At 36.2% G+C, this 25,836-nt stretch carries 24 protein-coding genes and 1 riboswitch; of the genes, 20 read left to right on the top strand and 4 right to left on the bottom strand.

The genetic code is table 11. The annotated features are described in order from the left end of the window. Positions 1–8: 8 nt before the first annotated feature. The 4 genes from F4V44_RS22525 (at position 9) to fsa (ending at position 3,174) form a co-directional block, all read left to right on the top strand. Complete coding sequence (locus tag F4V44_RS22525) at positions 9–464, top strand: PTS sugar transporter subunit IIA (protein ID WP_223882007.1); 456 nt, start codon at positions 9–11, stop codon at positions 462–464. Positions 465–493: 29 nt separating this feature from the next. Further along, positions 494–1,582, top strand: a complete 1,089-nt coding sequence (locus F4V44_RS22520; RefSeq protein ID WP_150442257.1) for a PTS fructose transporter subunit IIC — start codon at positions 494–496, stop codon at positions 1,580–1,582. Between the two features lie 137 nt (positions 1,583–1,719). Further along, a complete protein-coding gene (alsE, locus tag F4V44_RS22510) occupies positions 1,720–2,421 on the top strand; it encodes a D-allulose 6-phosphate 3-epimerase (RefSeq protein ID WP_150442256.1) in 702 nt (233 codons plus the stop codon). Positions 2,422–2,505: 84 nt separating this feature from the next. Continuing rightward, positions 2,506–3,174 carry a fructose-6-phosphate aldolase gene (gene fsa / locus F4V44_RS22505; RefSeq protein WP_150442255.1) on the top strand — a complete coding sequence of 223 codons (669 nt, stop codon included), beginning with the start codon at positions 2,506–2,508 and terminating at the stop codon, positions 3,172–3,174. Positions 3,175–3,578: 404 nt separating this feature from the next. On the opposite strand, the gene F4V44_RS22500 is transcribed toward fsa, so the two are convergent. Further along, positions 3,579–4,886, bottom strand: a complete 1,308-nt coding sequence (locus tag F4V44_RS22500) for a sensor domain-containing diguanylate cyclase (RefSeq protein WP_150442254.1) — start codon at positions 4,884–4,886, stop codon at positions 3,579–3,581. Positions 4,887–5,275: 389 nt separating this feature from the next. After that, positions 5,276–6,136, bottom strand: coding sequence for a dimethylarginine dimethylaminohydrolase family protein (locus tag F4V44_RS22495; RefSeq protein WP_150442253.1), 861 nt, complete (start codon positions 6,134–6,136; stop codon positions 5,276–5,278). A gap of 314 nt (positions 6,137–6,450) precedes the next feature. Further along, positions 6,451–6,552: riboswitch (purine riboswitch) on the top strand. A gap of 126 nt (positions 6,553–6,678) precedes the next feature. On the opposite strand from F4V44_RS22495, the gene F4V44_RS22490 reads away from it, so the two are divergent. The 4 genes from F4V44_RS22490 to F4V44_RS22475 all read left to right on the top strand — a co-directional run bounded on the left by F4V44_RS22490 (position 6,679) and on the right by F4V44_RS22475 (position 11,596). After that, positions 6,679–7,833, top strand: coding sequence for a BMP family lipoprotein (locus tag F4V44_RS22490; protein WP_150442252.1), 1,155 nt, complete (start codon positions 6,679–6,681; stop codon positions 7,831–7,833). 127 nt (positions 7,834–7,960) lie between these two features. Beyond that, positions 7,961–9,493: an ABC transporter ATP-binding protein gene (locus F4V44_RS22485; protein WP_150442251.1), complete on the top strand. Its 1,533-nt coding sequence runs from the start codon at positions 7,961–7,963 to the stop codon at positions 9,491–9,493. Then, positions 9,486–10,637 (top strand): ABC transporter permease, encoded by a 1,152-nt coding sequence (locus F4V44_RS22480; RefSeq protein ID WP_150442250.1) that lies wholly within the window; start codon positions 9,486–9,488, stop codon positions 10,635–10,637. Before F4V44_RS22485 ends, F4V44_RS22480 begins: the two co-directional genes overlap by 8 nt. After that, entirely contained in the window at positions 10,637–11,596 is a 960-nt protein-coding gene (locus F4V44_RS22475) for an ABC transporter permease (RefSeq protein WP_150442249.1), read from the top strand. Before F4V44_RS22480 ends, F4V44_RS22475 begins: the two co-directional genes overlap by 1 nt. A 132-nt stretch (positions 11,597–11,728) precedes the next feature. Here F4V44_RS22475 and deoD read toward each other — a convergent pair whose 3' ends face one another. Then, a complete protein-coding gene (gene deoD / locus F4V44_RS22470; RefSeq protein WP_150442248.1) occupies positions 11,729–12,427 on the bottom strand; it encodes a purine-nucleoside phosphorylase in 699 nt (232 codons plus the stop codon). A gap of 326 nt (positions 12,428–12,753) precedes the next feature. Between deoD and F4V44_RS22465 the strand changes: the two genes are divergently transcribed. The 11 genes from F4V44_RS22465 (at position 12,754) to F4V44_RS22415 (ending at position 22,837) form a co-directional block, all read left to right on the top strand. Next, positions 12,754–14,052, top strand: a complete 1,299-nt coding sequence (locus tag F4V44_RS22465; RefSeq protein WP_150442247.1) for a globin-coupled sensor protein — start codon at positions 12,754–12,756, stop codon at positions 14,050–14,052. A gap of 179 nt (positions 14,053–14,231) precedes the next feature. Further along, positions 14,232–14,984 (top strand): sulfite exporter TauE/SafE family protein, encoded by a 753-nt coding sequence (locus F4V44_RS22460; protein WP_191090810.1) that lies wholly within the window; start codon positions 14,232–14,234, stop codon positions 14,982–14,984. 312 nt (positions 14,985–15,296) lie between these two features. Next, positions 15,297–15,737 (top strand): CoxG family protein, encoded by a 441-nt coding sequence (locus tag F4V44_RS22455; protein WP_150442246.1) that lies wholly within the window; start codon positions 15,297–15,299, stop codon positions 15,735–15,737. Positions 15,738–16,421: 684 nt separating this feature from the next. After that, positions 16,422–17,264, top strand: a complete 843-nt coding sequence (locus tag F4V44_RS22450) for a phosphate ABC transporter substrate-binding protein (RefSeq protein ID WP_150442245.1) — start codon at positions 16,422–16,424, stop codon at positions 17,262–17,264. A 51-nt stretch (positions 17,265–17,315) separates the two neighbouring features. After that, positions 17,316–18,215 carry a phosphate ABC transporter permease subunit PstC gene (pstC, locus tag F4V44_RS22445; protein WP_223882006.1) on the top strand — a complete coding sequence of 300 codons (900 nt, stop codon included), beginning with the start codon at positions 17,316–17,318 and terminating at the stop codon, positions 18,213–18,215. A gap of 1 nt (position 18,216) precedes the next feature. Continuing rightward, complete coding sequence (pstA, locus tag F4V44_RS22440; protein ID WP_150442244.1) at positions 18,217–19,041, top strand: phosphate ABC transporter permease PstA; 825 nt, start codon at positions 18,217–18,219, stop codon at positions 19,039–19,041. Positions 19,042–19,096: 55 nt separating this feature from the next. Next, positions 19,097–19,867, top strand: a complete 771-nt coding sequence (pstB, locus tag F4V44_RS22435) for a phosphate ABC transporter ATP-binding protein PstB (RefSeq protein ID WP_150442278.1) — start codon at positions 19,097–19,099, stop codon at positions 19,865–19,867. A 14-nt stretch (positions 19,868–19,881) separates the two neighbouring features. Further along, a complete protein-coding gene (gene phoU / locus F4V44_RS22430) occupies positions 19,882–20,541 on the top strand; it encodes a phosphate signaling complex protein PhoU (RefSeq protein ID WP_150442243.1) in 660 nt (219 codons plus the stop codon). A gap of 323 nt (positions 20,542–20,864) precedes the next feature. Continuing rightward, entirely contained in the window at positions 20,865–21,311 is a 447-nt protein-coding gene (locus tag F4V44_RS22425) for a MarR family winged helix-turn-helix transcriptional regulator (RefSeq protein ID WP_150442242.1), read from the top strand. A gap of 221 nt (positions 21,312–21,532) precedes the next feature. After that, the gene (locus F4V44_RS22420) at positions 21,533–22,060 is read left to right on the top strand and encodes a YceI family protein (protein ID WP_150442241.1); all 528 of its coding nucleotides are present in this window, start codon (positions 21,533–21,535) and stop codon (positions 22,058–22,060) included. 234 nt (positions 22,061–22,294) lie between these two features. Then, positions 22,295–22,837, top strand: coding sequence for an NADPH-dependent FMN reductase (locus tag F4V44_RS22415; protein WP_150442240.1), 543 nt, complete (start codon positions 22,295–22,297; stop codon positions 22,835–22,837). A gap of 138 nt (positions 22,838–22,975) precedes the next feature. Here F4V44_RS22415 and F4V44_RS22410 read toward each other — a convergent pair whose 3' ends face one another. After that, positions 22,976–23,983 carry a hypothetical protein gene (locus tag F4V44_RS22410; RefSeq protein ID WP_150442239.1) on the bottom strand — a complete coding sequence of 336 codons (1,008 nt, stop codon included), beginning with the start codon at positions 23,981–23,983 and terminating at the stop codon, positions 22,976–22,978. A 405-nt stretch (positions 23,984–24,388) separates the two neighbouring features. Here F4V44_RS22410 and F4V44_RS22405 point away from each other — a divergent pair, with 405 nt between their 5' ends. Further along, a complete protein-coding gene (locus F4V44_RS22405) occupies positions 24,389–25,807 on the top strand; it encodes a vWA domain-containing protein (protein ID WP_150442238.1) in 1,419 nt (472 codons plus the stop codon). The last annotated feature ends 29 nt before the right edge of the window (positions 25,808–25,836 follow it).

Genomic DNA, 25,836 nt, shown 5'->3' with positions numbered 1-25,836 from the left:
AAAAATAAATGATGGAAGTAAAAGATATTGTAGATATAAACACAATCAAAACCAACATGAGTACTAAAAGTAAGGAAGAGGCTATCCAAGAATTAGCAGAGGTGTTGCTGCAAAATGAATACATTACAGATATCGAATCCTTTATAAAGGATATTTATGCTAGGGAAGAACTAGGGCAAACTGGAATCGGAAATTATATTGCTATTCCTCATGGTAAAAGTGATTCTGTAAGAAAAATAGGAGTAGCTATTGGGATTACCCAAGAAGAAATCGCTTGGGAGACTCTCGACGGGAAAGGAGTAAAAGGAATCATTCTTTTTGCTGTTGGAAATGACAATGATGGAGCACAAAATCATCTAAAATTATTATCATTATTTGCAAGGAAATTAGGTAATGATGAAGTAATTGAGAAAATGCTGCAGTCGAAAGATGCTGAAGATGTAAAAGAAGCTTTATGTAATTAAAAAGACTTGTAGTAATGGGAGTGGTAAAAATGAATGGAATAAAAAAATTAAATCTTAAAGGTCATTTATTGACGGCCATTTCATATTTAATTCCAATTGTTTGTGGAGCAGGTTTTTTAATCGCAATTGGTATGGGTTTTGGAGGTGATGGTGGTGCTGACTTAACACAACCTCATACCTTCTGGGATGCTCTAGCTAAGATGGGAGCCCTTGCTTTAGGTTTACTACCTGCAGTTATTTCAACAGGGATTTCTGCTTCAATTGCAGGAAAGCCAGGGGTCGCTCCAGGTTTTATTATTGGTTTAACTGCTAATGCCATTGGTGCTGGCTTCATTGGTGGGATTTTAGGAGGATTTTTATCGGGTTTTCTTGCTGTAGCTATTATTAAACATCTTAAAGTTCCTAACTGGGCTAGGGGATTAATGCCAACTTTAATTGTTCCATTTTTCACCTCGATTATTGGCGGATTAATCATGGTTTACGTTATTGGTATCCCTATTTCTGCTTTTACATCATTATTAACAAATGCATTAAACAGTTTAGGTACTTCTTCATTGTTAGTATTCGGTGGAGTTGTAGGCTTATTGAGTGGAGTTGACTTTGGTGGCCCAATTAACAAGACTGTATTTGCCTTCGTATTGACCATGCAGGCAGAAGGAATTAATGGACCCATTACAGCCTTACAATTAGTAAATACAGCAACACCAATTGGATTTGGGTTAGCTTACTTTATAGCAAAAATGTTTGGGAAAAATATCTATACACGATCAGAAGTTGAGACTTTGAAATCGGCAGTTCCAATGGGTGTTATTAATATTGTTGAAGGTGTCATTCCAATTGTTATGAATGATATTGTTCGTTGTGTAACGGCAGTAGCGATTGGTGGATTCGCAGGTGGAGCAACAACGATGGTGTTAGGAGCAGATGCAACTGTACCATTTGGCGGCGTATTAATGTTACCTACTATGTCGCAACCATGGACAGGAGCTGTAGCTATATTAGTGAATGTTCTTGTAACAGGGCTGGCCTTGGCTTTGATTAAGAAAAATGTGAAAGAAGACGCGCAAGTAGAAATTGAAGAAGAAGATATTGATTTAGATGATATTCAAATTATTTAAGAAAAATGTAAGTACAATTAAATGCTAGAGACAGTAAATGTAAGCGTATTAATACTTTAGGGCTAATGGATGGGGTGACGACAAACTCTACCATCATTTCTAAAGAGAATAGTAGTTTTGTGGAGGATAAATAGAGTATGAGAAAAGTAGAATTTTCACCATCATTGATGACAATGGACTTAGATAAGTTTAAAGAACAAATCACTTTTTTAAACAATCATGTAGATTCCTATCATATTGATATTATGGATGGGCATTATGTTCCCAATATTACATTATCCCCATGGTTTATCCAAGAAGTGCGAAAAATAAGTGATTTACCTGTGTCCGCTCATCTTATGGTAACGAATCCAAGTTTCTGGGTTCAACAATTAGTTGATATAAAGTGTGAATGGATTTGCATGCATGCAGAAGTACTTGATGGTTTGGCCTTTCGCTTAATTGATCAAATACATGATGCCGGATTAAAAGCAGGGGTAGTATTAAATCCAGAAACGAGGATTGAGACGATTTTCCCTTATATTGACTTAGTCGATAAGATTACAATTATGACAGTGGACCCAGGGTTCGCCGGTCAACGTTTTCTCGAAAGCACCCTAGATAAAATTGTAGCATTAAGAGAATTACGAGAAGAAAAAGGGTATCAATATGTTATTGAAATGGATGGATCATCTAGTCGGAAAACATTTAAAAGAATTGATACAGCCGGTCCTGATATTTATATTATAGGTCGCAGCGGTTTATTTGGATTAGATGAAGATATCGAAAAATCATGGGAAATTATGTGTAAAGATTATGAGGACATGACTGGAAAAGTAATATCGAAAGTAGTATCATAAAAATTTAAAGGGGATGGGACAAAACCCACCTCTTTCATTATTTTTATAAAAAGACAAATAAAATAGTCAAATATGGAGGCAAATATGAAATTTTTTATTGATACTGCAAATCTTGAAGATATTAAAAAAGCATATAAAATTGGTATTTTAGCTGGTGTTACCACAAATCCTTCTTTAGTAGCCAAAGAAGGTGTGAAATTTGAAGATCGGATTGCAGAAATCTGCCAAGCAGTTCCACGTGTAGAATCTGTATCAGCTGAAGTAACTCCAGATGCACTTACAGCTGAGGACATGATTGCCCAAGCTGAAGAATTAATTAAAATTAATGGCGGGGATGAAAAAGTTACGATTAAACTTCCTATGACATTAGCTGGTTTAGAAGCTTGCCGTTATCTTGCAGATAAAGGTGTTAAAACCAATGTTACACTTATTTTTACCGTAAACCAGGCGCTTTTGGCTGCACGTGCTGGGGCTACATATGTTTCCCCATTTTTAGGACGATTGGATGATATTTCTGAAGATGGTGTACAATTAGTAACCAAGATTGCTGAACTATTCCGCATTCAAAACTTAGACTCACAAATTATTGCAGCTTCTGTTCGACATCCCGATCATGTCACTCGTGTAGCTATGGCTGGCGCTCACATTGCAACTGTTCCTTATAGTGTCATTGAGCAGCTTTCTAAGCACCCACTAACCGATCAAGGTATGGAAAAATTTGCGGCAGATTGGGAAAAAGTGAATAATAAATAAGATAGCCATTTGATATGACTGGTATATGCATATCTCATGTGGAATTTACTTCATAAAGAGTAATGGAAAGAGGAAAACCGATCTCAATTCAGGATCGGTTTTTTATATGTATACAGTTTATTAAATAGCGTAGAACACTCGTGACTTGAAGTCATGAGTAGTTCAGAAAAAATGGTTGTCTAGTTTAGAGAAAGCGGGGAAACGGATAATTTCTTAGGTAATATACAGTATAAAGAGAAAAAGGCTGTAGAGATTCTAAGAAATCCACTTGGACGTTTGGGAATCCTTTTTTTCGCATTATAAAAATTTATTTTTAGTTATTAGCCATTTCTTCATAGTAAAATCAAGTGTTGAAACAATGAAGAAGGTTATATATAAAGTTGTAGGAAGGATGAAACCAAATTTTAGATCTCATATTGCGTTATACAATTTTTCCCTTTCTCCTTTGATTGATAGAGGGCGTGGTCAGCAAAAGAGATAAGATCATTTGGTGTAATCTCTTCATTAGGAATAACCGTGGCTACTCCGATACTTACAGTTACATTTTGATGTACTTGTGAGTTCTTGTGCGGAATTTTTAGTGCCAACACAGTATTACTTATTTCTTTAGCAATTTTTAATACTTCTTCCTTCGAATGATGGAGTACTATAATACAGAACTCTTCACCACCATATCTTGCTGCCAAGTTGAAGGGGCTTTCATTAAAGTTTTGGAGTGCTTGCGATATGATTTTTAGACAATCATCTCCGGCTAAATGACCATACGTATCATTATATTTTTTAAAATAATCAATATCAAACATAATCAAGGAAATTTGTGCGAATTGCTTCAGCATTATTTTCCATTGTTTTTGTAGAAAATCATCAAAAAATCTTCGGTTATAAAGACCGGTTAATCCATCAACATTTGCTTTTAACTCCAATGTCCTTATTTTCTTTGATAACTCATCCCGCATCGCATCCACATTTTCGATGAGAACGTTCAACTCATCCTTTTCATGGTAAACAGGTACATTTTTTTCAAAATCATGCTGGGCATATGAATTAACACAATCACTTAGATTGATAATTGGTTTAATAATCGACCTTAGTATTTTGAAGTTTAATAATAGGTTGATTAAGAGTGTCCCTATACTTATCACTACTAAAATGGTAAAGGTCAGATTAATCCTTGTTTTCATTTTTTCCCGCACAATGCTTCGTTGCTCTTCAATTTTTTCAGTAAAAGAAGCATATGATCTTCGAAAACCATCCAGTGCTAGTTTTTCGGCTTCTAGAAATTCGATGCTCGGTTGTTGACCTTTTAAGGACTGCTCAACAATGGGTGTGATAAATTGATTATGCCAGTACTCACCTTGTTGGATTACATCGTTAACCTCGTTTTGTATTTCTGGAAAATCTGCTGCATGCTTTCTTAGCTCTATTATATTTTCTGAAAAAACCTCTTCCGATTGATAGTAAGGTTTTAAGAAGGATTCATTCTCTGTTAAATTGTATCCTCTTTGCCCGGTCTCTTGATCAATAATAGATTTATAAAAGGTATTCATAGAATCATCAATACGATCCAATGCCATTTGTTCTTTAATATTTTCATTGAGAGAGAAACGTACCCCTACAATACAAAAAACAACCATTAACATAATGGTAATAGTGGAAAATAGCAAAGAATATTGAAGCCGCTTTCCAAGTTTCCCAAGAGAAAAATTAAGCATAAAGTCACCTTGTCTCTAGTATATTCTCACCTTATATTACCATAGTACTATTTAAGTTTTATTTTTTGTATATTAAAGACCTGAATTTTTTTGAAACTTTTGATAGAAAGAACGTTAATTAACTGAGGGGATTTCTTAAGATTAAAAGCTGAGAATCGTTTTAATTCTCAGCTTTTAATCTTAATATGACATATATTCAAAATGCTTTTGTTCCATAAGCACTGTAAATTATTTATTGGAGGTCGAGTATATTGAAGAAGATTTTTCCTGTTTTTTTAATGGAGGTTTCTCATAAGTTGAACAAACTTTTGAGAAGCCTCTTTTTTCATCTCTTGAGTTACATGGAGATTTATAGGAACAGTAAGACCCTTCGTCCTACTGTCTCATATTTATTCGCCCCTTAATAGCGGTAAGGTACAACAGCGGAAAGAGCCGCCTGATTTAATAATTTCTGTAATGTCGACTTCGATTATTTCGAAATTCCGTTTTCGTAGTTCATCGTTTACCTTTTTATTTACCGGCAAACTCAAAATACGGTTATCTCCAATGGACAACACGTTTGTACCAAGTGTAAATTGTTCTTCTTCCGTTACCTCAATTAATTCATATCGAGATTGAAGCATTTCGATGTCTTCTTTCTTTAATGCTTTTGAATAAATTAAGGCTACTTTTTCAGAGACGATGTTAAAAACACAATCTAGATGTAAAAATTTCTCTTGAAAATCAATAGGTGTGACTGTAAATTGTTTATCCAAGAGATCAGATAAATGATTGATTGCTTCTCTATTTGTTCGGTTGCTTATACCTATATAAATGGTATCCTGGTCAATAATGACATCTCCGCCTTCAATCATATCGCCAATGATGTTGTAATAAGAAATCCCTTCATCCTCAAGCCATTGCTTTAATACATTTTCTTCTCCTTGTCGAACCTCAGCGGCCATATCAGCTACAAAAATGGTTTTGCCAAGTGTAAATCCAATATCTCTTGTAAAAACCTGTTCGGGGAATTTTTTGTGATAAGGCAGTAAATAGACTTCTACCCCATTTTCACGTAACGTTTTGACGAAATAATCGTGTTGTTCCAAGGCAACTTCAATATGTATCCCTTCATCTTTAAAATGTTTCTGGGTTTCATTAATGACGTCCCTAATCGTCATATATTGAGGCTGGCATAAAATGACTTTCTTTAACGGAGCATATTCACTAAAACAGCTTATATTTGTATGACCTTGTTGAGTATTTTGCATATTGGTCTCCTTGTTTTTACTCCTATTATCTGCGAAAAAGTGGTGGAATATGTTGATTTTTATTACCTTCGCTAAAGCCATGAAAAACTTTTAAAGAGTAGTTAAAGATGCTAAAAATTTTGCATAAATTTGTTTTATTTTTATCATTGGGAAGTGAGGATTGGGATATACTATGTGTAAGTAAGTACATATAGGTTGTTATTTTGGTCAATAACTCAGATTATATGTGCAATTCACGAACATTAAAGTCTCTTTTTTAAAAAAGTATTCGTATTACGTTGACAGTGGTAACCTCTGATGTTAGTATGAATCAAGTATAAATGAATACTGGTTCTCGTATAATCCTGGGAATATGGCCCAAAAGTTTCTACCAAGCTACCTTAAATAGCCTGACTACGAGGTTGTGTACATAAATATGGCGATAAACGCATTCTTTATTTCCATTATCTACTTACCTAAAGTCAAGCTCCGGTGCATCTCGGGGCTTTTCCTGTTTTTTACAAGAAACGATTTCATCATGATAATCATAGGAGGAATAGGAAATGAAAAAAGGTACTAAGAAAATAGTAATGAGCTTATTCATTGCTTTACTGACTGCGGTAATGGCAGCGTGTGGCGGAAATGACTCAGCTAAAGAAAATGATGCTAAGTCTGATAAAGGGGAAGAAGGATTAAAAATTGCCATTGTAACAAGTCCTTCAGGCGTTGATGACGGAAACTTTAATGAAGATAACTATAACGGTATATTAAAGTTTATTGAAAGTCATCCAACAGCGACAGTAAAGGCGATTAGAGAAGAAACAGGTGATCCTGCTGCAGCTGTACAAGCTGTTGCTGATATTGTGGCAGATTATGATGTAATTGTAACACCTGGGTTTCAGTTTGCTGGAGTTTCTAGTATTGCTGTAGAAAATCCTGATAAAAAATTTATTATCAATGACTCTGAGCCAGCGCCTGTAGGTGATCAAAAAGAATTCGATAATATATATGCCATGAATTTCGCTGAACAAGAAAGTGGATTCTTTGCTGGAATGGCTGCAGCGCTTGAAACAAAATCAAATAAAGTAGCGGTTGTAAATGGTATAGCTTATCCTTCAAATGTAAATTATCAATACGGCTTTGAATCAGGTGTGAATTATGCTAATAAAGTTTATGGGAAAAAAGTTGAAGTTGTAGAATTATCAGGTTATGCAGGAACGGATGTAAATGGCACCGATGTGGGCGGTAACTATGCAGGATCTTTTGCAGATGCCGCAACGGGTAAGGTTATTGCCAATGCGTTAATTGATAAAGGTGTTGATATTATCTTCCCAGCAGCAGGTGGTACGGGCAATGGTGTATTCACAGCAGCTAAGGAAGCGAAAGGCGACGTAAAAGTAATTGGTGTGGATGTTGACCAATTTGATGAGGGTGTAAATGGTTCTGAAAATATCGTATTAACATCTGCGGTAAAATTCATGAGTATGAATATTGAAAAGGCATTAAATTCTGTTGTTGATGGAAGCTTTAAAGGTGGAAATGTCGTTCTTCACGCAGATACAGATTCAACTGGTTTTATAAAAGAAGAAGGTCGTCATCAATTATCAGAAGACACATTGAAAAAGCTTAATGATGCCTATCAATTGGTCAAAGAAGGAAAGATTACACCTGCATCTAATTTTAATGGACATACTCCAGAAAAGTTTCCAGGGTTATAATGCATAGTTAGAAACGAAAAAAAGAAATGAACCATTAGAAGTTTATCATTTCCCCATTTAAGGAAAACTAGGGAATGGTGAACTTCTTTTGAATTTTTTTCCTATTATTATATTAAGGAGACGAAAGATGTCTGATTATATTGTAGAAATGAAACATATAACCAAACGATTTCCTGGAATAGTGGCAAATGATGATGTAACCATTGGTATTAAAAAAGGAGAAATTTTTGCCTTACTTGGAGAAAATGGTGCAGGTAAATCAACTTTGATGAGTATGCTAGGTGGTATGTACGAGCCGGATGAAGGAGAAATTTATATTCGGGGAGAGAAAGTGCAAATTAGTTCACCTAACCATGCAGCAAAGCTTAACATTGGAATGGTTCATCAGCATTTTAAGTTAGTCTCTAATTATACGATTACAGAGAATATTATACTTGGTATAGAGCCTATAAAAAAATTTGCCGGTTTCTTTCCATATGTAGATATTCGAAATGCTAATCGTAAAATTGAAGAATTGTCTAAAAACTTTGGCTTAGAAGTCGATCCTACGAAAAAAATAGCTGATCTGACGGTTTCGATGCAGCAACGGGTGGAAATTTTAAAGGTGCTTTATCGTGAAGCGGAAATCCTTATATTTGATGAACCAACCGCTGTTTTAACGCCGCAGGAAATTGAATTCTTGCTCGGTATTATCGAAGGCTTACGAAACAGTGGAAAAACCATCATATTAATTACACATAAGCTGGAGGAAATTAAGAAAGTAGCCGATCGATGTGCTGTGTTGAACAAAGGGAAATTAGTAGATGTGTTGGATGTAAAAGAAACATCTACCAGGCAAATGGCCCGACTCATGGTCGGCAGGGAGGTAAACTTCGAATCAGACAAATCCCCTGCTGTATTTAAAGAGGAAGTATTAAAGCTAGAACATTTGACCGTTAAAAATGAAGATGGGTTTGAAGTGGTCAAAGATGTATCCTTTACCATACGCAGTGGAGAAATATTTGCTATCGCTGGAGTCGCAGATAATGGCCAAGTAGAAATAGCGGATGCCATTGCTGGATTAACGAAGGTGAGCAGCGGAAAAATAATCCTAGAGGGTAAGGATATTACAAATGAAAAGATAAGAAAAAGAACAGAAGCTGGAATCTCTTATATACCTGAAGATAGACAAACATTTGGACTCGTATTGGATTTTGATTTATCCACTAATTTAGCCTTAAAGCAGTATTATAGGGAGCCCTTTTCTAGAAAGGGAATCTTAAATAATGAAGAATTTGAACAGTTTGGCAGTAAGATGATTGATAAATATGATATTCGAAGCGGACAAGGGATTAAGACACAAGTTCGTTCGATGAGTGGCGGTAATCAGCAAAAAGCCATTATAGCCCGCGAAATTGAATTACAATCGCCGCTTATGATTTTCGTACAGCCAACGCGGGGAGTAGATATTGGTGCGATTGAAAATATTCATAAAATGATGATTCATGAGCGAGATCAAGGAAAAGCAATCTTACTTGTTTCATTGGAGTTAGATGAAATTATGAATGTAGCGGATACCATTGGAGTGATATATAATGGCCAACTTCAAAAAATTGCAAGTAGTGAAACATTAACGACGAATGAAGTCGGCGAATATATGATGGGGGCAAAGCATGAGTAAAGATAGTAAAAAAAATAGCTTAAGTAATAGTCTAATCCGACCGATAAGTAATGAGAAATGGCAGCCTATCTCGATTCCATTAGTCTCCATAATCATCAGTTTTATTGCTGCGGCTATTGTCATACTTGTCATGGGCAAAAATCCTTTACAGGCATTTTATAACTTATTTCAAGGGGCAGGAATCTTGCCTAAGCCAACTTATGCTGGCTATAAGAGCATGTTGACTGATTTTTTGAGTTTGCTAAATGCGATGACGCCGCTTGTGTTTGCCAGCTTAGCTGTTGCTGTTGCTTTTAAAGCGGGCCTATTTAATATTGGGGTTTCCGGTCAAATGCTCGTCTCTGGTTTTTTAGCGACGATTATTGTTGGTTATAGTGGATTAGATGCCATAATGGCAAAGCCGCTTGTTTTGTTAATCGGGATGATTGCTGGAGGATTAATGGGAGGACTAGTAGGGTGGTTAAAGTATAAATTTAACATTAATGAAGTCGTCTCTACGATTATGTTAAATTATATTGCCCAGTATGTCATAAGCTTTTTTATTCAAATGTATTATATTGATCCTGTTTCAAGACAATCCAAATATATTGCAGAAGTATCAAGATTAACTTTAGTCAATGTCGAAGTAGCCAACTTGAAAATGGATATTCCACTAGGCTTTATATTAGCTATCATTATCGCAATTTTAATCAAGTTTGTCATGGACAAAACAGTGGTTGGTTTTGAAATTAAAGCGATAGGTTCCAACCGTAATGCAGCAAAGTATGCAGGAATTAATGTCGGAGGAACTACGGTTTTAGCCATGGTGATTTCAGGCGGATTGGCAGGTCTTGCAGGTGTCACTTATTATCTAGGTTACTTTTCTTCCATCCAACCAAAAGTATTATCAAGTATCGGTTTTGATTCCATTGCTGTATCACTATTAGGAAACTCTCATCCCATTGGTGTTATTTTTTCATCATTTTTAATATCTGTTATTGATCAGGGCAACACATATATGAGTTCACAGGCTGGAATTAGACAAGAAATATCTTCTGTTATCATCGGGCTCATCTTATTGTTTAGTGCATGTGGTGAATACTTGAAGCATAAAGTCAGTCGGGTGAAGGAAAAAGAAGTGGATCGAAAGGAGAGTGAAGCATAATGGATACAGTAATTATTGATGGATTATCCTTTGCTCTGCCTCTTTTTATTATAGCAATAGGTGGGATTTATAGTGAAAAGAGTGGTATTGTCAATTTAGCGCTTGAAGGTTTCCAAGGCTTTGGTGCATTCATCGGAGCACTATCCGCTGTCTTAATCGCGAATGCTTCTGGTACAGATATTCAAAATCTATTTTACGTGGCGCTATTATTTTCGATGATTGGTGGAATGGCTTTTTCCATTATTCATGCTTTGTTATCTATCAAGTTTAAGGCGGATCAAGTGATAAGTGGTGTCGTCATTAACATTTTGGCGTTAGCCCTAACCACATTTTTAACGGCACAAATAAATGCACTTGTGTTTGGAGCGGCTTCTGACAAGTTTCAATTGGGTGTATCGGAGCGGTTTACGATTGAAGGTTTATCCAATATACCAGTGATTGGTGCAATCTTTACGAATGTTTATCCGTTTGAAGTGATTATCATCGTGATTGCCCTTTTTGCGTGGTATCTTTTATATAAAACAAAGTTTGGCATGCGTTTAAGAGCGAGTGGGGAAAATCCCCATTCTGTTGATGCAGCAGGTGTAAATGTATCGAAAATTAGATTTTCAGCGGTTCTCATTTCGGGGCTCTTATCAGGACTTGGAGGGATGTGTTTTGCCTATTCCATCTCTGCTAATTTTTCTTCCAGTATTTATATGGGGTATGGCTTTTTGGCTATTGCAGCATTAATTTTTGGTAACTGGAACATCCTCCCTACTTTAGCAGCCTGTCTTTTATTTGGTTTTGCAAGATCTGGAGGAACTTATATTGCCCAGTTTATGGAATTACCAAGTAGTTTTACGGATTTATTTATGACATTACCGTATGTATTAACCTTATTGTTATTAATCTTTTTCTCTAAATCGAATCGAGCCCCGAGAGCATTAGGTGAAATTTATGACAAAGGGAAGAGATAGCTGGATTATCTAAATAGTTACCTTTTGGGCAGGTAAACACGACTACAGATTAAGGTGTCTGAGATTACCTCAATTGCAGAAACATAAAGGGCGGCAAGTTGGTGTGGAGGATCAACTTGCCGCCCTTTATTATTATATGACAGTATCTAAAGCAACCTCGATCATTTGGTTAAAGGTTGTTTGTCTTTCTTCAGCTGAAGTCGCTTCACCTGTTAAAATATGGTCACTAACAGTTAGGATGGACAGTGCCTTTCTTCCATATTTGGAGGCTAATGTGTAGAGGGCGGATGTTTCCATTTCAACAGCTAAAATTCCATATTGTGCCCATTTTTCGTGTTCAGCATATTCATCGTAGAAAATGTCTGCACTAAATACATTTCCAACCTTTAAACTAAGTCCTTTTTCGGTGCCGATGTCATACGCTTTTTTCAATAATTCAAAATTAGCTGTTGGGGCATAATCCATCGCTCCAAAGATTTTTCGGTTCATTTGTGAGTCGGTTGAAGCACTCATTGCGATAATGACATCACGGATTTTGACACTTTTTTCAAAAGCTCCGCAAGTACCCACACGAACTAAATTTTGAACATTATATTCTTTCATTAATTCTGTTGCATAGATGGAGATGGAGGGAATCCCCATACCTGATCCTTGTACAGAAACTCTTTTCCCTTTATATGTACCTGTAAATCCAAGCATATTGCGAATTTCGTTATAGCAAACGACATTCTCTAAAAAATTTTCAGCAATATACTTTGCCCGTAAAGGGTCCCCTGGAAGTAAAATCGTCTCGGCGATATCACCTGATTTTGCTCCAATATGTGTACTCATAAATACCACTTCCTTATGTTGTGTTTTTGAATGTATAGAGAAACGAGGGAGGATTATTTTGATGTTCACTTATTAGTTTTAGGAAACAGTGAAAAAATATTATATATTTTTTTATGTCGGCATATGTAAGCTGTTTTTTGATTAAGCCAATCCTCTTTTCTTTTCTGTGTTAAACATGGTTCACAAAAATTTAATCGTTTTAGCTTAAATTATATAATATCTCGAATTGAGAGTTTTTACTACGGTTGTTATAGTAAAATTATATGAATAAAATAATAGGTTCTATTTGTATATAACGACTATGAAAATGATAGGAGCATCGAAAAGTGTATTTTTATAGACCAAAATCCCCGAAACAAACAAAGTGGATCCATCGGGCAAACGATCAAGACGTCTTATTCTCCATTTCTGATAGTAGTATTTCTAACCAGTTTAAGGCGCTTGGATTGTCTTTAGAAGAAATGAAGATTGCTAAAACCATTCAAGAGCTTGTCAAAAATCATTCGCAAAATATTGCAAGTGACTTTTACCATGCTATGTGTAATATTCCAGAATATAAGAATATTGTAAATGCTTATTCAACTAAGGACAGATGGATCCAAGTTCATGCTGCTTTTATCGTCACCATGTTTGATGGCTGTTATGATGATGCTTATATAAAGAGGCTTCAGACTATAGCAAAAGGACATCAGGCGTTAGGGGTATTGCCACAGTGGTATGTTGCTAGTTTTCAAATCATACTCCAGAATATTCAAAGCTGCTTATATCACTCAAACTGCGAGTTAGAGGAATTTTTCAAGATATCAACTAGTGTTTCAAAAATATTAAATTTTCATCAACAAATTATCATTGAGTCACTAGAGAAAGTGAACATCGAGAAAAAACAGGAAGAATTTCAAAATATAAAAGAGGAACTAAAAAATAAAATATTTGAAACAAGTAAGTCGTTAGTTTCCATTACTGAAGAAACAAGTGCTGGTGTGGAGGAATTAATTCAAAAAAGTAGAATGGTAAGTATTCAAGGGCAACAGACAGCAGATAAATCAAAATCTACTCAGCTGCTAGCAGAAAATGGTCAAAATCAACTATATTCACTTGAAAATCAAATTCAATCTATCTATCAAAGTACAATGGCTATGAGAGAGGCTGTAAGTTCACTTAATGAATTATCGTCAAAAATAATAGAAGTGGTTGAAATGGTTAAAGGTATTTCAAACCAAACCAACTTACTTTCATTGAATGCAACAATTGAAGCTGCTCATGCCGGTGAGCATGGAAAAGGATTTGCGGTTGTAGCAAATGAGGTAAGAAAGTTATCAGAACAAACGAAGGCATCAGTGGAGTCTATTCAAACACTCACCGAACAAATTACGAAACAAAAAGACAATGTCAGCTTAAGTTTACAGGAGGTTGAGGATTTAATTGAAAAAGGAAAAGATAAATCAGCCATGACGAGAGAAGCCTTTGACAGTATTGTTAGCGCAGCAAATGAAAATTTGCTTACTGTCCAACAAACTGAATCTGATATTAAAAATCTCGTTGAAATTATCAAGGAGATTGGAAATGATACACAAAAAATTGTTGAATCAACGGAAAGGTTAACGGAAGCGGCACATCTTGCATAATCCTTGTTTTTACATGTGCATGTTCTTCCAAAGGTTAATTTAAAAGGTAAAAACATATAAAATCTCATTTTCACCGTTGCTTTTTTTAATTACAAAAAGCGTCTTGCCATTTTCAAGTACTATAATATACTTGGATAAATATCATTAATGAAGTAATAGTGTGCTTGGGGGCGACATCTTTGATTATCACACTTACTATGTTCCTAATGGGAATATTACTAGGATTTATTGGGGCTGGAGGATCCGGTTTTATCATTGCGCTGTTAACCGTTGTTTTTGGAGTACCCATTCATACAGCATTAGGTACGTCTCTGGCTGCAATGGTGTTTACGACTATGTCCGGAGCTTACAGCCATTACCGGCAGGGAAATATTGATGTCAAAACAGGAATAACTGTAGGTGCCTTTGGGGCCATTTTGTCCTTTGTTGGTTCTAAGATTGCCGTATGGATTCCGGTTGATTCACTTCATTGGTTCACGGCGGGAATGTTGTTCCTATCGGCTGTTATGCTGATGATTCGGCTTTTTATAGTAAATAGGCTTAAAGAGAAAAATAAAAGGAAAGCGAGATCAACTGGCATTTTTCTAATGAGAGCAGCGGCTGTCGGTATAGTGACAGGTGTTTTATCTGGTACGTTTGGTATTGGCTCGGCTCCCTTCATCCAGCTTGGATTGATGGTTGTGCTAGGTCTTTCTGTACAAAAATCAGTCGGGACAACGATGTTGGTTATTCTCCCCATCGCTTTCGCTGGCGGGTCGGGTTACTATTTTGAGGGCTATTTCGACTTCTTGTTACTTTTCCAAGTACTGGCAGGAACGATGATTGGTTCTTATATTGGGGCCAAATTTACCAACAATGTTCCGTTGCCAATTTTAAAAAGTGCAATGGTTCTCACCCCTATTATGGCGGGGGCTATCTTGCTAATTCAATAAACTATTAATATAAAGTAGTTCAGGGATTGAGGTCAACGATCTAATTGGTACTTCCCGACAAGCCGGGGGGCTTTCATTGATATATGATTATAAAAAATATCGAAAATGTGTAGGACGGTTTTGATAACGATGGGATAACTATGGTCATTCCAATTTTGCAAAAAAATCCTCATTATGTTTAGTATCTCCTATCCAATTAATGCTTTCATTGCTAACACTATAATTAGTGATGTAAGTTTATACTTTTTATGTAATAATTGTTTAGTAGAAAGATAAAGTTACAATTTATATGCAGTGAAAGTGGGGACCATAATGGCAACGGGAACACATACAGTAGAAATTCCAGTAGATGTACAAGCAGTTTGGGATTATGTTAGCAACCTTGAAAAATGGGCAACGACCGTACCAGCCTATAAAGAACATAAAATCATAAATGACAAGCAATCGATTTGGACATTTGAAGGTAGTATCAAAGGGATTAAAAAAACAATACAAGCGCAGGTAGATATTACCGAATGGAATGAACCTTCAAATATTAAGTTTGAAATAAAAGGTTTATCGGATAATTTCACAGGAAGCGGTCATTTTACTGCAGAGGACGTCGATGGTAAAACAACAATGACTTGTACAGTTGAAGTCCATGCAGGCGGGTTATCGGGTGCGGTGTTAACACCCATCATTAAATGGGCTGTTCCAAAAGTGGCATCTCGTTTAACAGAATCTATCGCACGTAAAATTGCCGTATTCTCATAGTTTTCAAGGATTGAAAGCTGCTTCATTTTGGAGATAGTTCCTCTAAAGTAAAGCTAGTAATATTCTGCTGTAACCAACGTAATGATAGAGAGTTTTATTAGAAACTTTATATTTAGCAGAAAGGGGGCTGTCCAAAAATGGATGGCCTCTTTTTTCATTTCTTGTGTGATGTGGAAATATACATTTTTATCATTTAATCATCCGTATAGCCCGAGCCTGTTCATGGGGCAAACTCAGTAGCATTCTTCTTCATTATTTGTAGTTCTAATGCTTTTTGGAAAATCATTTTCCTATTCAAATGATTCCCTCTCTAGTGTACATTATTTTCTCTTCATCAATTGCCTTCAATATTTCCTCATTTTGTGTCTAGTTTCTTGAGTCTATTAGACCATTTTGGACCGATTAGCTTATGAATGCAGTATCGAAAATCCAGTTTCTCCCCAATCGCTGAACTTGTTAGGAGTACTTCTCCGTTTTTTTTGTTGTTATAATCATATATTCTGACTTGAAACAGCATATTAAGAACAGGCTCAAATTGCTTGTAAAGAAGAATGGTTTAAAGGTTTACATTTTTAAAAGGAAATTAATAAAATTTACAAAACCTTTACAAAGTAGGCGGTGAATCTTTACATACAGCGTTTATTCTTTAATTTCGAATGAAATCGATCTTTTGGGAGGTTAATTATGATGTTAAAAAGAAAAATAATGCTGGGATTATTAGTGTTAGTCTTAACTTCCTTTTTATCAGCATGTGGAAATAGTACAAATGATGGACAAGAAACATCAAATGAAGGTTCAGCTACCGTTTCTGTTTCGGGGTCCACATCAGTAGGACCTTTAGCTGAAAAAATTGCTGAAAAGTTTAAAGAGAAAAGTAATGTAAAAGTTGAAATAAATCAAATTGGATCATCAGCAGGAATCCAAAATTCGATAAATGGAGTATCGGAAATTGGAATGTCCTCTCGTGATTTGGAAGAGGAAGAAAAAGCAAGTGGGTTAGTTGAGACTATTATTGCTTACGATGGGATTGTTGTCGTGGCACACCCTAGTAACAAAGTGAAAAATCTTACGATAGAGCAAGTAAAGGCCATTTTTACCGGTGAGATTACAAATTGGAAGGAACTAGGTGGAGAAGACATGGAAATCGTCGTTGTTTCCAGAGAAGATGGATCCGGATCACGAGATGCCTTTCAAGAAATAGTAGGGTATTCATCAGGTGAATTGGTACGAAGTGCAATCATTGCGAGCGGTAACGGAAATATCAAAACGACGGTTGCAGGGAATAAGCATGCGGTAGGTTTTATTTCATTCGAATATATTGATTCCTCTATTTCAACTATAGATATCAATGGAGTGGAGGCTACAGCGGAGAATGTATTACAGAAAAAATATAGTCTGTCACGTCCATTTCTCTTTGTACATAAAATGAACAATATTACCGATGCCGGAAAGCAGTTTATCGAATATATATTAAGCCCAGATGGACAAGCCATTGTGGCTGAAACAGGCGCTATTCCAATTAAATAACTGCAAAGATAAAGACTAACAAGGGAAAAAGTGATTCATGGAGGAATGCATATGCCACAGCAGCTTGAAGAGGAAAAGAATCTAAATAAGAGGAAGTACATGTTAGAGAAGCTGTCATCAAGATTGTTTCAGTTCTGCGCACTTCTTTCAGTTATCAGTTTATTATTAATCGTTGGATTTGTATTTTATAAAGGATTACTTCCATTTGTAGTTGATGGATATAGTTTTATCGACTTTCTCTTTGGAGTGGATTGGGTTCCAAGTGAAGAGAAATTTGGTATATTGCCAATGATTATAGCATCTATTTACGCGACAATCGGTGCCTTAGTGATTGGAGTACCTATTGGTTTATTTACGGCTATTTTCTTGGCTGAAATTGCACCAAAAAGTGTAGCAAAATTGATTTCTCCCGCAGTACAGCTGTTGGCTGGAATCCCATCTGTATTATATGGTGTATTTGGACTTGCACTCATTGTCCCTTTTTTACAAAATCAATTAAACCTAGTAAAAGGACAAAGCTTAATTGCGGTTATCTTTGTTTTAGCCATCATGATGCTTCCGACCATTGTAACAGTTGCTGAAACAGCCATCCGTGCAGTCCCTAAAACATATCGTGAAGGTTCATTAGCGCTAGGTGCTTCTGAAATAGAAACCATTTTTAAGGTTGTTATCCCAGCAGCTAAGTCAGGGATAATGGCAGCCATTGTTTTAGGTCTGGGCAGAGCTATCGGTGAAACAATGGCAGTTATCTTAGTCGCAGGAAACAGTCTTATTTTACCAACAAGCCTCACAGACAGCGTCCGACCATTAACTACAAATATTGCATTGGAAATGGGTTATGCATTCGGTACACACCAAGAGATGTTATTTGCTACAGGTATTGTTTTATTTTCGTTTATTTTACTTTTAAATTTTGTGTTAGCAAAAATCAGTGCGAAGGGTGGTAAGTAAGTTGAGAAAGCTTAAAGATCATTTGTATCGTGGACTTCTTTGGGGATCGGCTTTCTTAACCGTTGCCGTACTTATCATGATTGTTGGTTATATCTTTTTAAAGGGTTACCGTTTAATCAGCTTTGATTTTATCTTCGGAAACTATTCTCCTGCTGGCGGCGGTGGAATTTGGCCGATGATTATTACAACCATTTATACCATTGCCATTTCATTAATCATCGCAACTCCAATTGGGATTTGTGCCGCAGTCTTTATGCAAGAGTATGCAAAACAAGGTCGATTGGTAAATATCATTCGTTTTGCAACCGAAAGCTTAACAGGGATTCCGTCGATTATTTATGGATTGTTTGGAGCAGTATTCTTTGTGACAACTTTAAAGATGGGGATGTCCATCATAGCTGCTTCCTTAACGTTAACTATTATTGTATTACCAGTCATTATCCGAACAACTGAAGAATCGTTAAAAACTGTTCCTAACTCCTATCGCGAGGGGTCGCTAGCCTTGGGAACGACAAAGTTGCAAACTTTATATAAAGTCATTTTACCAAGTGCCATGCCTGGTATCTTAACTGGAATCATCCTTTCAATTGGAAGAATTGTTGGTGAGTCTGCTGCGATATTTTTAACAGCTGGAACGGTTGCTGCCATGCCTTCTACTATCTTCTCATCGGCTCGAACATTAACCGTTCATTCTTTTTTAGTGACACAGGAATCAGGTGACATTGAATTAGCTTCGGCCATTGGGATTGTCTTAATTATCATTATCCTGGCGTTGAATCTAACGGCCATGTTTATCTCGAAAAAATTAAATAAAGCGGATTATTAAATGAGGTGTTGATATGAGTATAAATGGAATGAAAGTAAGGCCGAATACTACAACAATGACGCAGCCATCAAATACAGAAGTGAAAATTAGTGTAAAAAATCTTGATTTATTCTATGGGGATAAGCAGGCTCTTTACTCCATCTCCCTAGATATTCATAAAAACGAGGTTACAGCTCTAATCGGTCCATCTGGATGCGGGAAATCAACTTTCCTTCGAACGTTAAACCGCATGAATGATTTGATTGATGGAGTAAATATTAATGGCAGTATTATGATTGATAATGAGGATATATACAAAACCAATGATGTAATCAAATTAAGAACTAAAGTAGGAATGGTTTTTCAAAAGGCTAATCTATTTCCTATGAGTATTTATGATAATGTAGCATATGGTCCAAGGATGCAAGGAATTAAAAATAAAAAACAGCTAAACGAAATTGTTGAAAATAGCTTACGTGGTGCGGCCATTTGGGATGAAGTGCAGGATCGCCTTAAACACTCGGCACTTGGTCTATCTGGAGGTCAACAGCAGCGTGTGTGCATTGCACGTGCCATTGCTATGAAACCAGATGTGATTCTAATGGATGAGCCTACTTCCGCATTGGACCCTATCTCTACTTTAAAAGTGGAAGAGTTGATTGAAAATATGAAGAAGGACTATACGATTGTCATTGTTACCCATAATATGCAACAAGCAGCGAGGGTTTCAGATAGAACAGCATTTTTCTTGAGTGGGGAAGTCGTCGAATATGATGAAACAAATAAAATCTTCTCCATGCCAAGTGATCAGAGAACGGAAGATTATATTACAGGCAGATTCGGTTAAGGGAGGATAAATAAATGGTTACTCGTGAAAGCTTTCATAATAGTATAAAGGAACTGGAAGAAAAAATGAAAACGATGTCCGACTTAGCTATTTCATCACTTGAAAATGCTTTTGAAGCCTTTAAAGCAAAAGATGTAGAATTAGCGTTAAAAGTAATTGAAGAGGATGAGGTCGTGGATGACCTTGAAATTGAAATTAATCATTTTATCATCTGGCTTATGGCGAAAGAACAGCCTGTTGCTAGAGATTTACGCAGAATTATCGGAGCTTTAAAAATTAGTTCGGAAATTGAGCGAATTGCAGATTTTGGAGTTAATATTGCCAAATCGACGATTAAAATTGGGAATTCCCATTCGTTAGTGAATATCACGAGTCTTGAGAAAATGAAGGATATCTCAGTTATCATGCTTCAAAAGGGATTACATTCATTTTTGGATGGAGATATCAAGCTTGCCGAAGAAGTTGGAAAATTGGATGATGAGGTGGACGATTATAGCAGCGAGGCTTATAAAACAATCACAGGCTATTTAAAAGAGCATCCTGAGGAAACAGACCAATTAGTACAACTTTTATTAATTAATCGCTACCTCGAAAGAACAGCAGACCATATCACAAACATTGCAGAAAGCGCAGCCTACCTAATCAAAGGACAAATGTATGATTTGAATTCATAAAGTGAAACTTCCATCAGTGGGGCTTTTCTTCATCTGGACCTTAACGGGCAGTTGATCCCCCGCCTATCTTTTCTTCTATACTCAGAATCTTGAGGTGGGGACTTACTGCCCGTTAAGAGTGGGATAAAAGTTACGATAGCTAAAGTAGTTTGGTTATAAGGCAGGAAGAATCATTTTACAAGCAGAATAACTTAAAGAAGGCTTCTCATAAGTTGAACAAACTTTTGGGAAGCTTCTTTATAAATTCTTGTATGTAATTGACAAAAGGAAACAATAAATTATATAATTACCTCGAATTCGAGATAATGAAGGGGATGATATTCATGACTAACTTAAAAAGCCAAGAAGAATTGTCTCTAAAGTTATTTGTAGTTTTAACTCGAACTTTAGAATCAATTAAAAAACGTGTGGAAGAAGATATTAAATGTTTAGGGCTAAACCCAACGGAGTTTGCTGTTTTGGAATTGATTTATCATAAAGGTGAACAACCTATCCAGAAAATTGGCGAGAAGGTTTTGATAGCCAGCAGCAGCATTACTTATGTAGTAGATAAGTTAGAAAAGAAAAAACTATTAGAGAGAAAACCATGTCCAAATGATCGCCGTATTACCTATGCAGCCATAACAGTAAAAGGTATGGAGTTAATGGATGAAGTTTTTCCTAAACATAAAAAGGCTATTCAAGAAATACTATCTGGTTTAGACATAAATGAAAAAGAGAACATGATTCAACAATTAAAAAAATTAGGATACTATGCAAAAGGTGTCTAAATTTTTTTTGAATAAATATCTCGAGTTCAATATATTTTTTAAAAAAATCTTATAAAAGAGTTGACATAGATTAAGCAAATATGATAAATTTATCTCGAATTAAAGATAAATCATTTGGAGATATATGATTTAAAAATATATTTAAACAATCTAATATTTTTTTTGTTATATATCTCGAAATCAAGATAAAAGTAAAAATAAAGAATTTGGGGGAATATAAAATGGCAAAATGGATAGTCGATCAATCGCATTCATCAGTAGGATTTGAAGTAAAGCATATGATGGTATCAAAAGTAAAAGGTCAATTTGATTCATATACAGCGGATGTTGAGGCAGAAGATTTAACCGATTTAACCTCTGCAAAGGTTGCATTCAAATTTGATGTGGCGAGCATTAATACACGAAATGACGATCGCGATAATCACTTAAAATCAGCAGATTTCTTTGATGTAGAAAATAACCCATCAATTGAATTTATATCTACAAGCATTACAAGAGATGGTGATGATTACAAAGTAACAGGTGACTTAACAATCAAGGATGTAACAAAACCAGTAACATTTGATGTTGAATTTGGCGGGAAAGGAACCAACCCATGGGGTGTTGAAGTATATGGTTTCGAAGCAGCTGCAAAAATTAACCGCGAGGAATTCGGTCTTACTTGGAACGCAGCACTTGAAACCGGTGGTGTACTAGTAGGAAAAGATATCAAAATCAAAGTGGAATTAGAATTAAATCCAGCAGAATGAGATAGTTTCAGAGATTAAGCTTAGTCAAACGATTGAATGATTAAAACGAGTCGGTCTGAAGGAAAAAAGCAGGTTATTTTTTTGGTAAAAGTCTTTAATTCAAGATAACCTAATCAGAGAGATTTATCTTGTCTTGTAGTATATGGATACTTGAAAAGGAATAATTGTAAGTGGGTGAGGTAAGTGAGATTTTTAAATAAACTATTTGGAGCAAAAAATGAGGAGGAAGAAACAATGACAAAATTAAACATCGGGATTATTATCGGATCTACGCGTGAAGGACGTGTGAGCCCACAAGTAGCTGAGTGGGTAAAAGAAATAGCGGATAAGCGTGGGGACGCGAATTATACTATTATTGATATTGCAGACTATAAACTGCCATTACTTGGTGAGGCAGGAGCAGACGCTTCAGGTGCAGCAGCATGGTCAGAAAGTATTGCAGCTCAAGATGGGTTCGTATTTATTGTTCAAGAATATAATCACTCAATTACAGGAGCACTTAAAAATGCATTAGATTATCTTCGTGAAGAATGGAACAATAAGGCAGCTGGAATCGTATCTTATGGTTCAGTAGGTGGTGCGCGTGCGGCTGAACATTTACGTGGTATTTTAGGTGAATTGCTAGTTGCTGATGTTCGTGTACATCCTGCATTGTCATTATTCACTGATTTTGAGAATGGTACTGACTTTAAACCAAAGGCGGTACAAGAGGATTCTGTTAATCAAATGTTAGATCAACTAATTCCTTGGTCAAAAGCATTATTCACAATCCGATAAGAACAAAAGTCCTTTAGGTAAATAATGGCTTCAAGCAATCACGATAAAGGAAAGTTCTGTAGAGATTCGTGTTTTCTCACAGAGCTTTCCTTCATTATTTTCCTTCAGGGATACAGGACCTGTTCCCTGCCGTCCTTATTATTTTTGTACATTCAATACATAGACAATTTCATTCTCACCGTTTTCATTTACGACAAGATTTCCTTGAAGCTGTTCCCCGTTTTCACCATAGGTTTCATAAATATAAGGAAAGCTATTTGAATCAGAAGGGGAGAATTTTAGTCGTATTTCATATCCTTGTAGATCTTCTATTTTCTTCTTTGGATGGTTGATAACCAGGTGGAACGAACCATCAGGATTTGTATTGTCCCTGTCTGAATAACCTGAGGTAATATAACCTTCAATATCTAGCATTCCGTGTATCGATGTTCCTTCCAGTAAGTTGCTTTTTCCAGAAATATAGATAAAATTTTCATCCTCTTGTACTTCTGCTTCCATCCAAACATTCGGTGAACCGTAATCCTCCGGTATATTCCATGACGGTGCTTCTATAGGAATAACGGTCTCTGTGTTGTCGAGTGGAATCTCCGTACCCACTGAAATTTCCTTCCTTAATTCATTACCTTCCGTATAAAGGCGGACGAAAGGTCCTGTCAGAGGCTCACCCATTTCTGTATAGTGGCTTGTAATTTTATCATCCGTACTTGAAGCCGGATTAAAAACAATTCTACTATTTACGACAGGAAAGTCATAATTGCTAGGAAGCTTTTGTTCCAATTGAAAAGACCCATCATTTTTTACGAGAGTAGTAGCAGAACTCCCGATAATCACACCATCCAATGCATCTATTTGGAAGAAGAGCTTCGAGCCTGGCAGTAAATTGGTGGTTCCAGAAGCTGTTAGCGTATTATCCTTTACTTGAATGTCCCCGTCAAATAAGACATGATAATCGCCTTGTCCATCCTTTTTAGTAACAGGCTCCGCCTTAACCTTTTTCTTTTCTTGAACTTGCTCGTCATCAGTTGCCGGTTGTTTGTCAGCCTGTTTCGTTCCTTCTTCTTCTTTTCCTTCCACGCTGGTGGCTGAATCATTACCACAGCCCGCTAAAAATAATAAAAAACAAAGACTTGCAAAAAGTTTCTTCAAAACGATAAATCTCCTTTCATTGGGTACATACCTAAGAATTAGTCTAAAGGATAAGAAATGGAATGATTAGAATCTTAATATTTATGTAAAATATTCTATTGTATCAACGACTATATTCATTGTAACTTAATCGGAATTATCTAAAAATGAACACTTATACCCAAAAGTAATCTTGAGGTATCAGGTTTTCTTTGTGGAATTCAGGAATATTTGTAGTATTAGACCTTTTTTTCTGAATGAATATATTTCTTTTTTCTCATTAGGTTTACATAGATAGAGGATAAAAAGCACTAGAAATAGAGTGTTGTCGATTCATTGGAAAATTTGACTGAAGTTCCGCTTGGTTAGATAGTAGTAGGTGGATAAGTCTTATTGTTAGTCCTACATATTGAGGGGTGGTTGAAAATGAGGAAGCGAGGATTCTTAATCGGATGTATTTGTTTTACTTTTGTCTTATTACTTGCGGGGTGTGGAGAACAAACTCAAACGGAGGACAAAAAGGAACCTAGTGAAAACGTTGAGGAAGCAACTAAGGAAATCCCGAAAGCGGCAAGGACAATGGAGGAAATGATTGAACAAAAAGAAGGAATTCTCATTCAAGAGCATATGGACAAGGAGATAGAAATGGTTACCGGTTGGAATATCGGTGATTATAATGCTTTCTATGAAGAAACCTTTAGGCCGATTATGGAAAAAGAATTACGTGATTATTTTAAAGAAAATACTGATTTAACAAAGGAAGAAGTCTATGATTATCTTATTTATCAGATTGGCTCCGGTCAGTATAAAGAATATTATGATCAGTTAACTAACTACGAGCATGGGTTTGAAATGCCAGAGCTGCCAGATGGGGCCAATCAAACGGAAACTGCTAATAAAAAGATGAACGCAGTGGTTTTGATTGATGCGAGCGGAAGCATGAAGGCAGAAGTAAGCGGAGGCAGTAAAATGAGTCTTGCGAAGGAAACAATCGGCAAGTTTATGGAGCAAATGCCGGAAGATGCAAATATCTCGTTATTAGCCTATGGTCATGTTGGTACTGGCAGTGATACGGATAAAACATTATCCTGCGGCGCTGTTGAATCCGTTTATCCGCTGCAGCCGTATGATGCAGGTTCCTTTAGCCAGGCTCTAAATTCATTCAATGCAAGCGGGTGGACTCCTCTTGCCGGAGCTATTGAAAAATCCTATGAGTTACTGGCACCATATAATACGGAAGACTATTATAATATCGTCTATATTGTTAGTGACGGAATTGAAACCTGCGGCGGAGACCCTGTTGCAGCAGCGAAGAAATTACAGGAAAACAACATTCAAGCAAAGGTGAATATTATAGGCTTCGATGTAGATGATGAGGGTCAGCAGCAGTTAAAGCAGGTAGCGGATGCAGGAGGCGGTATTTATGCAACGGTTCGCGATAAGTCAGAATTAGAAACACAGGTATTAAAAAAATGGCGCCCGACCATTGGACAGCTTGTCTGGACAAACGGTGTTGATTTGAAAGATACAACAGATGCGATGCAGAGAATGAACGATATATACAATCCATTATATTTTGCATCCGACCGCGAGAGGAATAGGATCAAAAATGCAGCTTATTTCCTCAATGATGAAAAACTGATATCGGATGAAACAGAAGAGTACGTATTGTCATTAGCAGATGAAAATGAGGACATAAGGGCTAGTGATTTTAAAGCAATAAAAGAAGAAAAAGAGAAGGAAATGTGGTCTGCTCACAAGGAGATTAATGATAAGGTCAAGGCGTGGCGTGAAGAATGGGAAGAGAAATTGGGGAAGGATGCCTATAATCCTCTTAAGCAATAATTAGCAGTTTGCAGGGGACGTGAATCCTC

The organism is Niallia endozanthoxylica (assembly GCF_008710145.1).
Taxonomy (GTDB): Bacteria; Bacillota; Bacilli; order Bacillales; family Cytobacillaceae; genus Bacillus_BD; species Bacillus_BD endozanthoxylica.
Note: the sequence above shows the minus strand (reverse complement) of the source record. Positions and strands in the feature narration are given on the sequence as shown.

Bases quoted from the DNA above. Each gene is read 5' to 3' on its own strand.
- pstB (WP_150442278.1), top strand. From the start codon at position 19,097: ATGACGCAGCCATCAAATACAGAAGTGAAAATTAGTGTAAAAAATCTT.
- alsE (WP_150442256.1), top strand. From the start codon at position 1,720: ATGAGAAAAGTAGAATTTTCACCATCATTGATGACAATGGACTTAGAT.
- F4V44_RS22490 (WP_150442252.1), top strand. From the start codon at position 6,679: ATGAAAAAAGGTACTAAGAAAATAGTAATGAGCTTATTCATTGCTTTA.
- F4V44_RS22495 (WP_150442253.1), bottom strand. From the start codon at position 6,136: ATGCAAAATACTCAACAAGGTCATACAAATATAAGCTGTTTTAGTGAA.
- F4V44_RS22425 (WP_150442242.1), top strand. From the start codon at position 20,865: ATGACTAACTTAAAAAGCCAAGAAGAATTGTCTCTAAAGTTATTTGTA.
- F4V44_RS22450 (WP_150442245.1), top strand. From the start codon at position 16,422: ATGATGTTAAAAAGAAAAATAATGCTGGGATTATTAGTGTTAGTCTTA.
- F4V44_RS22480 (WP_150442250.1), top strand. From the start codon at position 9,486: ATGAGTAAAGATAGTAAAAAAAATAGCTTAAGTAATAGTCTAATCCGA.
- F4V44_RS22500 (WP_150442254.1), bottom strand. From the start codon at position 4,886: ATGCTTAATTTTTCTCTTGGGAAACTTGGAAAGCGGCTTCAATATTCT.
- F4V44_RS22520 (WP_150442257.1), top strand. From the start codon at position 494: ATGAATGGAATAAAAAAATTAAATCTTAAAGGTCATTTATTGACGGCC.
- F4V44_RS22485 (WP_150442251.1), top strand. From the start codon at position 7,961: ATGTCTGATTATATTGTAGAAATGAAACATATAACCAAACGATTTCCT.
- phoU (WP_150442243.1), top strand. From the start codon at position 19,882: ATGGTTACTCGTGAAAGCTTTCATAATAGTATAAAGGAACTGGAAGAA.
- F4V44_RS22415 (WP_150442240.1), top strand. From the start codon at position 22,295: ATGACAAAATTAAACATCGGGATTATTATCGGATCTACGCGTGAAGGA.
- pstC (WP_223882006.1), top strand. From the start codon at position 17,316: ATGCCACAGCAGCTTGAAGAGGAAAAGAATCTAAATAAGAGGAAGTAC.
- F4V44_RS22405 (WP_150442238.1), top strand. From the start codon at position 24,389: ATGAGGAAGCGAGGATTCTTAATCGGATGTATTTGTTTTACTTTTGTC.
- F4V44_RS22525 (WP_223882007.1), top strand. From the start codon at position 9: ATGATGGAAGTAAAAGATATTGTAGATATAAACACAATCAAAACCAAC.
- F4V44_RS22475 (WP_150442249.1), top strand. From the start codon at position 10,637: ATGGATACAGTAATTATTGATGGATTATCCTTTGCTCTGCCTCTTTTT.
- F4V44_RS22420 (WP_150442241.1), top strand. From the start codon at position 21,533: ATGGCAAAATGGATAGTCGATCAATCGCATTCATCAGTAGGATTTGAA.
- F4V44_RS22455 (WP_150442246.1), top strand. From the start codon at position 15,297: ATGGCAACGGGAACACATACAGTAGAAATTCCAGTAGATGTACAAGCA.
- deoD (WP_150442248.1), bottom strand. From the start codon at position 12,427: ATGAGTACACATATTGGAGCAAAATCAGGTGATATCGCCGAGACGATT.
- fsa (WP_150442255.1), top strand. From the start codon at position 2,506: ATGAAATTTTTTATTGATACTGCAAATCTTGAAGATATTAAAAAAGCA.